Origin of the sequence: Rubeoparvulum massiliense (assembly GCF_001049895.1) — a bacterium.
Lineage (GTDB): Bacteria > Bacillota > Bacilli > Rubeoparvulales > Rubeoparvulaceae > Rubeoparvulum > Rubeoparvulum massiliense.
The window spans coordinates 1,041,767-1,054,336 of record NZ_CVPE01000006.1; the positions used below are offsets into that span (position 1 = coordinate 1,041,767).

General features: G+C 43.0%; 14 protein-coding genes. All 14 read right to left on the bottom strand.

Annotated features, from left to right (window positions below; all coding sequences use genetic code 11):
- Window positions 1–57: 57 nt before the first annotated feature.
- A complete protein-coding gene (locus tag BN1691_RS12835; protein WP_048602571.1) occupies window positions 58–834 on the bottom strand; it encodes a YlmH family RNA-binding protein in 777 nt (258 codons plus the stop codon).
- Window positions 834–1,106 carry a YggT family protein gene (locus BN1691_RS12840; RefSeq protein WP_048602572.1) on the bottom strand — a complete coding sequence of 91 codons (273 nt, stop codon included), beginning with the start codon at window positions 1,104–1,106 and terminating at the stop codon, window positions 834–836. Before BN1691_RS12840 ends, BN1691_RS12835 begins: the two co-directional genes overlap by 1 nt.
- A 37-nt stretch (window positions 1,107–1,143) precedes the next feature.
- Window positions 1,144–1,830 carry a YggS family pyridoxal phosphate-dependent enzyme gene (locus tag BN1691_RS12845; RefSeq protein ID WP_048602573.1) on the bottom strand — a complete coding sequence of 229 codons (687 nt, stop codon included), beginning with the start codon at window positions 1,828–1,830 and terminating at the stop codon, window positions 1,144–1,146.
- Complete coding sequence (gene pgeF / locus BN1691_RS12850; RefSeq protein WP_048602574.1) at window positions 1,830–2,684, bottom strand: peptidoglycan editing factor PgeF; 855 nt, start codon at window positions 2,682–2,684, stop codon at window positions 1,830–1,832. Before pgeF ends, BN1691_RS12845 begins: the two co-directional genes overlap by 1 nt.
- A gap of 120 nt (window positions 2,685–2,804) precedes the next feature.
- Window positions 2,805–3,080, bottom strand: a complete 276-nt coding sequence (locus BN1691_RS12855; RefSeq protein ID WP_048602575.1) for a YlmC/YmxH family sporulation protein — start codon at window positions 3,078–3,080, stop codon at window positions 2,805–2,807.
- A 64-nt stretch (window positions 3,081–3,144) separates the two neighbouring features.
- On the bottom strand, window positions 3,145–3,924 hold the full coding sequence (sigG, locus tag BN1691_RS12860) for an RNA polymerase sporulation sigma factor SigG (RefSeq protein WP_048602854.1): 780 nt from the start codon (window positions 3,922–3,924) through the stop codon (window positions 3,145–3,147).
- Between the two features lie 63 nt (window positions 3,925–3,987).
- Entirely contained in the window at window positions 3,988–4,710 is a 723-nt protein-coding gene (sigE, locus tag BN1691_RS12865; RefSeq protein WP_048602576.1) for an RNA polymerase sporulation sigma factor SigE, read from the bottom strand.
- Window positions 4,703–5,629, bottom strand: a complete 927-nt coding sequence (spoIIGA, locus tag BN1691_RS12870) for a sigma-E processing peptidase SpoIIGA (RefSeq protein WP_048602577.1) — start codon at window positions 5,627–5,629, stop codon at window positions 4,703–4,705. Before spoIIGA ends, sigE begins: the two co-directional genes overlap by 8 nt.
- A gap of 160 nt (window positions 5,630–5,789) precedes the next feature.
- Complete coding sequence (gene ftsZ / locus BN1691_RS12875) at window positions 5,790–6,905, bottom strand: cell division protein FtsZ (protein ID WP_048602578.1); 1,116 nt, start codon at window positions 6,903–6,905, stop codon at window positions 5,790–5,792.
- A 30-nt stretch (window positions 6,906–6,935) separates the two neighbouring features.
- Window positions 6,936–8,204 carry a cell division protein FtsA gene (ftsA, locus tag BN1691_RS12880; RefSeq protein WP_048602579.1) on the bottom strand — a complete coding sequence of 423 codons (1,269 nt, stop codon included), beginning with the start codon at window positions 8,202–8,204 and terminating at the stop codon, window positions 6,936–6,938.
- A 265-nt stretch (window positions 8,205–8,469) separates the two neighbouring features.
- Window positions 8,470–9,222 (bottom strand): cell division protein FtsQ/DivIB, encoded by a 753-nt coding sequence (locus tag BN1691_RS12885; protein WP_048602580.1) that lies wholly within the window; start codon window positions 9,220–9,222, stop codon window positions 8,470–8,472.
- 31 nt (window positions 9,223–9,253) lie between these two features.
- A complete protein-coding gene (gene murB, locus BN1691_RS12890; RefSeq protein WP_048602581.1) occupies window positions 9,254–10,168 on the bottom strand; it encodes a UDP-N-acetylmuramate dehydrogenase in 915 nt (304 codons plus the stop codon).
- Between the two features lie 84 nt (window positions 10,169–10,252).
- Window positions 10,253–11,365: an undecaprenyldiphospho-muramoylpentapeptide beta-N-acetylglucosaminyltransferase gene (gene murG / locus BN1691_RS12895; protein WP_048602582.1), complete on the bottom strand. Its 1,113-nt coding sequence runs from the start codon at window positions 11,363–11,365 to the stop codon at window positions 10,253–10,255.
- A 68-nt stretch (window positions 11,366–11,433) separates the two neighbouring features.
- On the bottom strand, window positions 11,434–12,534 hold the full coding sequence (gene spoVE, locus BN1691_RS12900; RefSeq protein WP_048602583.1) for a stage V sporulation protein E: 1,101 nt from the start codon (window positions 12,532–12,534) through the stop codon (window positions 11,434–11,436).
- Window positions 12,535–12,570: the final 36 nt, after the last annotated feature.

The following is a 12,570-nucleotide window of genomic DNA, read 5'->3' on the forward strand; positions in this document are numbered from 1 at the left end:
AATACTACCATACTCCCTGCCATTCTATGAAGGATGCTGAAAAAATATACAAAATGATCATATCCCAATCCGTCGATAACGAATACGAATCTTGCCCCGCTTACTCATTCCTTCTACTTCAAGGAGTTGACAACGCCCATAGGAGCGAAGGGAGAGCATATCACCTGGTGCTACCTCTTGAAATCCGCGGGTTTCTACCTTCCAATTATGCTTCACATGACCTTGCGTTAAATATCCTGCCCCCTTACTTCTGGAGAGATGGAAGATCTCACAGATCACCGCATCTAGACGGAGGGAAGCGACAGTACAGCTACCTTCCATCCACTGTTCATGACCAGGGCCAATTTGAGAGAGCGGAATTTCCTGACAGGATACAGGCTCCTTACCAATTCGATTCAGTGTGAGGCGAAGATACTCTGCCATATCCACTGTAACCAATACATAGGCCAACCCTGGATGGACTAAGATGTCTCCACACTTCTCCCGTTTAATACCTGTATTCAATAAAGCACCCAGATAATCCGGATGCTTCAAGTTGGAATGCTTATTGTGAGACCTAATCTCTAGCGCTGTGACTTGGAATTCATTCTCCACAGGCTCACGATAAGTAGGATAGAGGAGTCCACGTACCCGTTCTGCTCCTTCATATCCTCCACAAAAAGCAATGCCAATCTGCTCATAGTTTGCAATACTCTGCAAGATGAACTGCTCCCGGGGATCAAGAAATGGCGTAACGATAGTCTGATGACGTTCTTCCACTAGATCGATCCAATCTAGAATCCGATCAACAAAGGGATGCTCCTCCTTGCGAAAATGCTGATACAGATTGTTCATTATTTTCCCCCGAACAACATGATAATCAATTGATTTGCCCCGATCTGTGCAAAATAAAGAGCAAAAAATGCCACGATTGGAGAAAGGTCAATCATCCCAATGGGTGGAATAATTTTTCGAAATGGTACAAAGATTGGTTCAACAAAGCGTGATAACAATTGTCCAATGGGTGAACCCTGTAAGTTTGGAACCCAGCTCATTAGAATATAAGCAAACATCATAAAATAATAAATACGAAAAAGCAGATTGACCACTGTAAGAACAAATACCATATCATCACCTCGTTCGATTTGAAGAGTTCATTTCTGATTAAAATTCTCGTCCTACTAAACGACTACCGATCCGAACATGGGTAGCCCCTTCTTCTACGGCAACTACAAAATCATTCGACATCCCCATAGAGAGATACTTTAGTGGAAATTGGGGATAGTGTTCCTTGGCGCGTTCCAGCATTTCACGGGCCTTGGCAAAGACAGGTCGTGCTTTTTCAGGATCCTCTACGAAGGGAGCCATGGTCATAATCCCCACAGGTTGTAGCGATGAGAATTGATTCAGCTCCTCTAAAAATGGAAACAGTTCCTCTGGATTTAGGCCATACTTACTCTCCTCTCCAGAAATATTCACTTGAATAAAGGCAGAGAGGGGGGGAAGCTGTAGACCATCTGATCGTTTTTCGATCTCTTCTGCTAGTGAGAGTCGATCGAGGGAATGAATATAGGAAAACTTACCCAGGATGTATTTTACTTTGTTTGTCTGTAAATGACCAATAAAATGCCATGTACCACGGGACCCTAACTCGTCCCATTTAGGAATAGCATCTTGTACCTTACTCTCACCAATATGCTGAATGCCTGCATCTAATGCAGCAGCGGTAGTAGCAGGGGAAACATACTTGGTTACTGCAATCAATGTTACATCTTCAGGACTACGGTGGGAGCGTATGCATGCTTCCTTAATTTCTTCTTCAATGGCTTCTTTCTGGATGCAAATATCCATCAGTGTTGTCCTCCCGCGAGTTGAATAAATGCTGCCATTCGTCCCGTTTTTCCTCCCTCTTTACGATATGAGAAAAATCGATCCACATGACAACTTGTGCAATCGTTGGATTGAACAATCTGATCCGAGGGAACACCAACAGCTTCAAGGATGAGACGGTTCGCCTGTGACAAATGACATCGATACTGACCCTTATTAGATAGGGGCGTTAGCACCTCTTCAACTTTATCTTGTAAATGATAATGTTCTAATTGCTCAACTAAAGGAATGGCAACATGGTCTGAAATCTCATAGCAACAGCCCTGAATGGATGGGCCTATGGCAACAAGGATCTCATTGGGCTGCACATGATATTCCTTCTGCCAGCGTTGGACCATTGTGGCTCCGATTCCTTTTACGGTTCCACGCCAGCCAGCATGGGCAAGACCAATCAGTTGAGCGCCAGGAGCATAGAAAAAGAGGGGTACACAGTCGGCAAATAATGCTGTTAGAAGGATCCCTGCTTGATCTGTGTATGCACCATCCCATTGAGGAATCGCATCCTCCAAGCTATCACGACCACGGCCTGCATCGAATTGCGATACATAACCAATTTTGTCGCTATGAACCTGTTGAAATGAAACCCAGCCATTCCATGCAAGCTGGGCATCCTCACAGAGTTGATGGCGATTTTGCTGCACAAGCTCTTCCTTATCTCCCACATGATAACCTAGATTATTGGATTGGAAGGGCGGTTCACTAAATCCATGCAATCGTGTAGTAAAACCGGCTCGAACCGGATAGGCATTTTCCCAGGTGGACAATGCTAAATAGTGCTGATCGAGTGTTAAAGTAAATGGCTCCTTCTGACTCATCCTCACTCCTCCTAGCTTCCATCCTGATTGTAACATAGTTTTCCTCTCCCTTGTCATTAAAAAAAGCAGACCAATGCTCGTCTGCTCTTTTTATGACATGGATTCACCTGATTAATTTGCTTAAATTGCTGGGTATTCATTTCTCTGATCATAAGGAGGAATGGGCTGCTCTAGACGAACAAGAATCACATCCTTACCCACTTTTACGATATTCTGCCAAGCGATTAACACCTCTTCTCCTGATCCAAATATACCGAAGCGCTTCGCATATTTAGGCAGAATGATGGCCCGTATCTTTCCTTGTTGTAAGTCGATCTCAAAATCCATAATTTGGCCAAGCCGACTACCATCTATAATATTCACCACATCTTTAGTCTGAAAATCGGACAGTTTCATAAGCCCACCCACCTTTACTTCTTACTACAATATATGATGGGAGGATGAAATATGTCCGCTCACTTCATGTTTTTACATATTTCTGCATCTGTGAGATAGCTGCTTTCTCTAGTCGTGATACCTGTGCTTGGGATATCCCAATCTCCTCAGCAACCTCCATCTGAGTTTTTCCCTCGAAGAAACGCATGGAGAGAATAACAAACTCACGATGATTCAATTTCCGCATGGCTTCTCGTAAAGCAATGTCATCGATCCAGAAAATCTCCTTATTCCGATCATCACTAATCTGGTCTAAGACATAGATAGGATCTCCCCCATCTTGATAGATCGGCTCGAAGAGGGAAACAGGTTCTTGAATCGCATCCAGTGCAAAAACCACATCTTCCTTAGGAACGCCTAATAAGCTGGCAATCTCATATACTGTAGGCTCCCTTGAATAGCGATTAGTCAACTCATCACGAGCCTGTAATGCCTTATAGGCAATATCTCGCAAGGAGCGTGAGACACGAATGGGATTATTATCCCGAAGATAGCGTCGAATCTCACCAATGATCATGGGAACAGCATAGGTGGAAAACTTTACATTCTGCCCAAGATCAAAATTGTCAATGGCCTTCATTAAACCTATACACCCTACCTGAAATAAGTCATCCACATTTTCACCGCGATTATTGAAGCGCTGAATCACACTGAGCACAAGCCGTAAGTTCCCATTAATTAAAACCTGTCGTGCTGATAATTCCCCACTTTGCAAGCGGGTGAATAGCTCACGCATCTCCTGATTTTTTAGTACGGGGAGTTTGGATGTATCTACTCCACAGATCACCACTTTGTTACGTGCCACCATTCTCCCTCCTCATAGAGCTATGTTAATAAAAAGTATCTCCATGAAGGGAAGAAATATGCATTACTCCATTTTGTGGAATTCTTTCTTTAGACGCTTAATAATTCGCTTCTCCAAGCGAGATATATAGGATTGCGAGATGCCTAATAAGTCAGCAACATCCTTCTGCGTCATCTCTTCACCACTATTTAAACCAAAGCGTAATTCGATAATCGTCTTTTCACGATCTGTTAAATTGACCAACGCATTTTTAAGTAGCTTGCGATTCACTTCCTCCTCTAATTCTCGCATTACCAGATCATTCTCAGTTCCCAATACATCAGACAATAAAAGTTCATTACCATCCCAGTCTACATTGAGCGGCTCATCAAAGGAAACCTCATGACGTATCTTGTGATTGCGTCTAAGATACATTAAGATTTCATTTTCAATGCAGCGGGAAGCATAGGTGGCCAATTTAATTTTCTTTAATGGATCAAAGGTACGTACCGCTTTGATTAGGCCGATGGTTCCGATACTGATTAAATCCTCAATATTGATCCCCGTATTTTCAAACTTCCGAGCAATATAGACCACCAAACGGAGGTTCCGTTCGATCAAGATTGAACGTACCGCTTCATCTCCCAATGGCAATTGGTCAAGCAGATATGCTTCCTCCTCCTTGCTTAACGGAGGAGGTAAGGTTTCACTGCCACCAATATAATAAACTTCATCCGATCTCAGACCCATTCGCATGAGAAGTCGGACCCAGAAAAGGTTAAATATGAAACGCCACCGCTTAAGCATGAAGAACCTCCTTTTTTAATTCCTTGATCATATGGGGATGAAGAATGGCCTGAAATGAGCCCTCCGTTGCAAGAACCTCTGGATGAATCCCAACCCATACTTGCTCAATGATTCTTTGTTCTCCCTGATACACAAAGGTAAGACGTGTTGGTTTAATGGCAATTAATAGGTGACGCCCCTTAGAAGCGCCCTGAAATGGAATAAAGCGAACCAACGGTAAATATTCATGGGGTACCTCCATGAGCTTCTCCATGGTGACTTGCTCCTGCTGCTCTACCAATCTTCTGATTGGCTCCGGTAAAAGCTCCTGAAGAAGCTTGAGCTCCACCAACATGACAGGGACACCACTAAAGGGATCTACCAAGCGATTTCCTGTATCCACCAAGGCATTACAGGTGATGCGCTCCTGAAATAGGACAATTTCCACTTCAACGATCCATTGCTTCAGCATGCTTTCCTTCTCACGCAATGATCGTTCTCTTATTTGGCTCCACAATACGAGCACAACCCCTAGTAATAATATGGAGAATGAGATGGTGGATCCATCACCCCAAGAGATGAGTACTCCTTGATAAGCAGTTCCAGAGGTCTGCGCCATGTAATGAAGTCCTAAGATACCTCCACCTACTGAGAAAGAAAGAAGAAAGAACGTAAGCAGGATCTGGAAGTAAAACCTAAATTGCCGAAATCCAAAAGCAATCCAACACATGAAAGCTGCCACCAGTACCTTGATCGGAAGACTTAATAAGAATGTCCATGTTGGCGTTAAGATCATCAGCGCATAAAGAGCTCCTATTAATGCAGCGAGCAACAGCCGCCACCAGCTGATTCTTTGTTGACGAAAGCGCCCTGTAAAATAGAGCAGTACAAGATTGAATCCTCCATTCAGGATTAGGAAGAGATCAAGGTAGACAACCATTTTCTTCACCCACCTAGGTGAAGCTAGTATACTGTATTTATATTACAATGTCTGTCAAAACTTGCCGATCAAGTACAGCATTTTTTGTAAAAAAATAGAGTAGATTCATAGTAAAATGAATCTACTCAAGTATCAGGCGTATTCTAGTTTATGGCAAGAATTAAGGACGATTGCGACGACGACGCTCGCGAAGGAAAGCAGGAATCTCTAGATTATTTAGATCATCACCCAAATTAGTCGGTTCCAATTCCTCTTCTAAGCGACTTGGACGTCGATTAGCACTATGGAGATGCCGTTCCTCTCTTGTTACCGGTTGCTGCTTGGTCTCATCAAAACCAGTAGCGATCACAGTGACAACAATCTCATCCTCAAGATCCTCATTGATTACAGCACCGAAAATCATATTAACATCGCGGTCAGCTGAAGAAGAAACAATATCTGCTGCTTCATTCACTTCGTATAGACTCAAATTCGAGCCCCCTGTAATATTCATCAGAACGCCATGGGCGCCATCGATGGAAGTTTCCAGTAATGGGCTACAAATGGCCTTCTTCGCAGCTTCAGCAGCGCGGTTCTCCCCTGTGGCAATACCGATCCCCATCAAGGCTGAACCTTTTTCACTCATAATTGCCTTTACGTCAGCAAAGTCGAGATTGATTAAGCCGGGTACAGCAATTAAATCAGAGATCCCCTGAACACCTTGGCGCAGCACATTATCTGCCTCACGAAAAGCTTCAAGCATCGGGGTGTTCTTATCAACGATCTCGAGCAAACGATCATTGGGGATAACGATCAATGTATCTACTTTTTCTTTCAGAGCTTCAATTCCGTTGATCGCTTGCATCATACGCTTTCGTCCTTCAAAGGTAAAAGGACGTGTCACAACTCCAACAGTAAGGGAGCCAACTTCCCTAGCGATCTCAGCAATAACAGGAGCAGCACCAGTTCCTGTACCGCCTCCCATTCCTGCTGTAACGAAGACCATGTCTGCACCTTTTAGTGCATTGACGATGCTCTCTCTGCTCTCCTCAGCAGCTTTTTTTCCAACCTCTGGATTAGCACCCGCTCCTAAACCACGGGTCAACTTTTCCCCAATTTGAAGTTTATGGGGAGCCTTGGAGAGTTGAAGTGCTTGTGCATCCGTATTCACAGCGATAAATTCAACACCTTGAACACCTGCTTCAATCATTCGATTGACCGCATTGCTGCCACCGCCACCACAGCCGATTACCTTAATTCGGGCTAATGTATCTACGTCCATATCAAACTGTAACATATCGATGGTTCCCCCTCACTAATCATACGCCTAGATAAATTCTTTTAACCAATTCTTCATCTTATCGAAAAAGCCTTCTGAGCTTTCATCATCAACATTTTGTGTATTACGATTACTTGGTGCTGCATAGGTAGCAGGGGATGCAGTCGTGGTCAACGTTCTACGTTTGCGGCTTTTCTGAAAAGCATATTTAACCAAACCCACGCCTGCTGTAAATGCAGGTGTGCGCACACCAATATAATCTGGCACAGCTACGCGAACCGAGGTCTGTAAAATATCCCGCGCTAGATCAAGGGCACCTGGCATCGCCATTACACCACCTGTTAGCACATAGCCTCCAGGAATCTCTTCACGAAACCCTAGACGCTTAACCTCTTTTTCAATCATTTCATAGATTTCAACGAGACGTGCCTCAATAATATGGGCAAGATCAATCTGGTCAAATTCCTTCTCCACATTACTGCCAATCCTTGGAACACGGAATGTTTCAGATTCAAGAGCATCCTCTACCAAAGCACAGCCGTATTTCAATTTCACCTTTTCAGCCACATCAGTTTGAGTCCTTAATCCAATGGCGATATCATTGGTAATCATATCGCCACCAAGAGGAATTACAGAGGTTGCAACTAAAGAGCCCTGATCAAAAATAGAAATGGTGGTTGAGCCTGCTCCAATATCAGCGAGAACAACACCTAAATTCTTCTCATCATCAGATAGAGCTAGCATACTCGTGGCATATGGCTGCAAAATTACCCCAGTAATCTCTAGATCTGCTCGCTTTACACACCGAATCAAATTCTGCATCATCGTCTTGGAGCCGGATACAATGATGCCTTCCATTTCGAGACGAACACCAACCATCCCTAATGGATCATTAATGCCATCTAGTCCATCCACAATATATTGTGTAGGTATGACATCAATAATTTCACGTTCTGGTGAAATATTAACAACCCGCGCTGCATTCATTACACGATCAATATCCTCATCGCGAATCTCCCGATCTTCACTGGATACAGCAACGACACCATGTGTTGGAGTCAATTCTATATGGTTACCTGCAATACCTATGTATACCTCATGGATTGGGAGTGCAACCATCCGTTCGGCGTTCTCTACAGCCTGACGGATCGCTTGTACTGTTTGATCAATATCCACGATGGAACCTTTTTTTATCCCCTTGGAATCTGCTGTTCCAACACCAATAATATGAATGGATCCACTGCTCTTTTCAGCAATGATTACGCGTATTTTTGATGTACCTATATCTAAACTAACCACATATTCATTGTTGCTCATCTGGTGGCACCTCCTCTAGCAACATACTATGTCAATCCCATTACTGCAGATGAGATAGATCAAATCTAAATAATACTAATTCTACAAGCATAGCTATAAAGCCTACTAGAAATGTAAAAAATTATCGTCTAACAATATATATTTCAAAATACCTATACTTAATCTTTAGTATAGCATACTTCTTTCCCCCTCGTAGGAGACTTTTTACCTGTATATTGATGGATTATTAGTATGAATATCATGAGGATAGGAAGGAAAATTGGTCTCATTCGCCAGAGGAATCTAGGTCTTTATTCTCGTTTAGAAGATCGTAGGGTTGAAACCATGCTGCTTCAAGTAAATAGATAACCCCTTTCTCCGTTCCCATGACACTGGTAATCTCTAAATAGCGTTGCATTTTTTCCAGATAGCGTAATGAAGTAACTGTTTCATTACCATCTCTCATATAGATGTGAATCCGATCAGGTTCCTTCTCCGTTGGAACGAGAATCACTTCTGACATGGATTGTAGAATCGCTTCATCGAGACGATCTAACTTGATCCCTAGCTCAGGCAACAGTGTGGTATCTGACCAAGTGGTGATTAATGGTCGATCCACATAACGGCTTGTCCAATCAATGGACTTTAAAATAACCCCATTTCCTAATAAGGGGTAAAGTTTTCCATCCTCTTTCCATAGAGCGACTCGTTCGTACTCGGTGATCTGAAGTAATAGCTTCCCTGGAAAGCTTTTTTTAATCTGAACTTCTTTCACCTCATCTAATTCTTCTAGTAAGCGTATTACTTCTCCTGTACGTAATTCAAAAAAATTGATACCAGGATGTAATTTGGCATAGGAGAGGATCTCCTCATCGGTGAGTAACTCATTGCCAACAATTCGTATGGTGTCAATTTTACTCCAAGGTGAACGCAGAAAAAGAATAACGAATATGAGAACAAAGAAAAAAAGCAAAAGAAAAAGGAGTCGATAATTCTTACGTTTCTTTTGTGGTTCTGGTTGCGCATGTGGGATAGCCATCACCTTCACCTCACCAATTCAACCAATCGTCCTACATTGTTAGATGTTCACCAACACGCAAGACCTCTGTTTCCAATTGAATACCAAATTGTCGTTTAATCTCTTGTTGAACATGGCTAATAAGCTGTTCAATATCTGCTGCTGATGCTTTTCCACGATTCACAATAAAATTTGCATGAATGGTGGATACTTGTGCATCACCCAACGAAAAACCTTTTAAGCCTGCTGCTTCAATTAAGCGGCCTGCATGATCTCCTTCAGGATTTCGGAACACACTACCAGCACAGGCTTCTTTGAGTGGCTGTGTTTTTCGTCGACGATCCTTATAGCTAGCAAGCGCTGCAGCGATCTCCTTACGATCACCTTTCTGCAATTGAAAATGTAGCTCTGTTACAATCCAAGGTTTTTCTTGAAGAATGGAAGTACGATATGCAAACTGCATCTCACGATTGGTAAGATGCAGAATTTTACCAGTTTCGGTCACCACTTCTACCATTTCGCATACGGCAGCCATATTTGATCCATGGGCACCTGCATTCATATAGCAGGCACCTCCTACAGTACCTGGAATTCCTCCTGCAAACTCCAATCCTGTTAATCCTGCTTTGCCAGCGGTTATGGCTAAATTGACCATGGAATAGCCAGCACCTACTTGAATCCGAGTATCCATGATCTCTAATTGATTAAAGCGATCTAATTTTATCACAGCACCGCGAATTCCAAGATCAGAAACAAGGATATTGGATCCCTTTCCCAGAACAAGCCAAGGAATTTCATGGCGATGTAGGATTTCAATCGTGCGCTGAAGTGCAGCTTTGTCTTGGATCACGAGGAAGAGGTCAGCAGGACCCCCAACCTTCCATGTGGTATACCTTGCCATGATTTCATTACATACGATGGTACCCACTTTCGCTTCATGTAGCTCCTTGATGGCATTCTGTAACATGGGATGCCCTCCTTCTGTTCAACACAATCATATCTTGCATGATAAATATTGTATGCACATCTAGAGGCTAAAGTGCCAATTAGCCTATCTCTTCGGTAATAGCTTCATCATTTCCAGATAAAAGCGTTGACTTGCATCGGGAATTCCTAGCTTTTTGGCTGCAATACTCATGGTCTCCATACATGTAGGGTTATTCATAATTTGTAACACTGTATCAAAAAGCAATGTCCCAGTCAAATGTGGCTCTAGAATCATGATGGAAGCACCTGCTTCTTCAAGCCACACAGCATTCTTCTCCTGATGATTATTCGTAACGTAAGGGGACGGGATCAAAATACTTGGGATTCCAAGTGCAGTAATCTCAGCAATGGTTGATGCACCTGCACGATTTATGATACAAGAGGTACGGGCAAGTAGTTCAGGCATCTGATAAATATAAGGAAGGATGGTGAGATTCTCTGGAATCGTAAGCTGTTCATCCTTGATCAATTTTTCTACCATGGAATAGTTAGCATCGCCTGTTTGTAAGATAAAATGAAGATCAGGATGCATTACCATATAGGGAATCATCTGAACAGCAGCCTCATTGATTGGTCTCGCACCACGACTTCCACCTACAATAAGCACAATACGACGCTCTGGGGGAATTGGTATATTCAATTCTTCCTTGCCCTCACTATTCTGAACAGAGACCACTTCTGAAGCTCTAGGATTGCCAGTTAAGACTACCTTTTTCTTTGGAAAATACCCACGGACTCCCTCAAGACTAATGGCAATCCGATCCACATACCGTGCTAGAAAGCGATTGGTTACCCCTGGTATTACATTCTGCTCATGAATCATCGTAGGAATTCCCAAACGATGGGCAGCATAAACAACGGGACCGCAAACATATCCGCCTGTTCCAACAACAACATCTGGCTGAAACTCTCGCAGCATCTTTTTCGCCAGATACGTTGACTTGATGAACTGCTGAATCACTTTGAGATTTTCCAGTGTCAGCTTTCTTTTAAATCCTGATATCTCAATACTTTTAAATGGAATTCCAGCCTTTGGTACCAATTCGCTTTCAAGGCCTTTGGCAGTTCCAATAAAAAGAAACTGTGAATCAGGTTCCTGTCGCTGTACTTCTTTTAATATCGCTAAGGCTGGATAAATATGACCACCAGTTCCTCCACCAGATAATACGATCTTCATTTTCATACCCCAATCTGAAGCAGATCTTCTTTATTCATTCTAAGATATTGACTACATTGATTAAATAGCTAAAGTCGAGAAAATCGCGAAATGTTTAGCAAAACTCCAAGGGATAAAAGAATCAACGTCAGCGATGAGCCACCGTAACTAATGAGTGGTAGTGTAATACCTGTTACAGGAAACATTCCTGAGACAACCCCAAGATTGATTACAACTTGAATCGCAATCAAGCCTACAATACCTGCTGCCAAAAAGCTACCAAATCGGTCTGGTGCAGCAAAGGCAATGGAAATTCCCCGCCATAAAACAATCATAAAAAGTCCGAGTACTGTAGCAACTCCAATAAAGCCTAATTCCTCTGCAAGGATGGAGAAAATAAAATCATTATACGGTTCAGGTAGATAGGAAAACTTTTGCCTACTCATCCCTAATCCAAGACCTGTAAAGCCTCCTGGCCCAATAGCATACAAGGATTGAATTAAATGATAGCCACTGCCCAATGGATCTTGCCACGGATCTAAAAAGGCCAAAATTCGGGCAATTCGATAGGGAGCCGCTAGAACCAAGGCCACAAAACCTACGATGCCTAGCAAGGCCAAACCAAAAAGATGTGCAAGACGTGCCCCAGCGATGTAGATAAGGACAAGCACTGTTCCCATCATCACCGTTCCTGTTCCAAGATCAGGCTGCATCATAATCAAAGCAAAAGCGCTTCCTGATAAGAGCAACAGGGGTAAGACACCCTTCCGGAAGTGGATAATTCGTTCCCCGTAATCGGAGAGCCAACGTGAGATAAATAAAATCATCGCTAGCTTCATAAACTCAGAAGGTTGTATGGAAAAAGCACCGATCCCTAACCAACTACGAGCCCCACCCCGCTGTAATCCTACACCGGGAATTAACACAAGTAGAAGTAAAACAAAACAGATAATAAGAAGCAGTTGGGACCAGCGTTGCCAACGCCAATAATCTACTTTCATGACTACAAACATGAGGAATAGTCCAATTCCTGCAAAGAGCAGTTGCCTTTTTACATAGAAAAGCCCATCGCCAAATGTTTCTTGAGCGATAACAGCACTTGAACTATATACCATCACCACACCCACTGCTAGCAAAGCACAGGTGGCAATAAGCAATAGTAAATCAGGGGGTCGTACCGTTTTGGCCACAGTGGACACTCCAATCTGTAATAAGTCCTGTCTTAG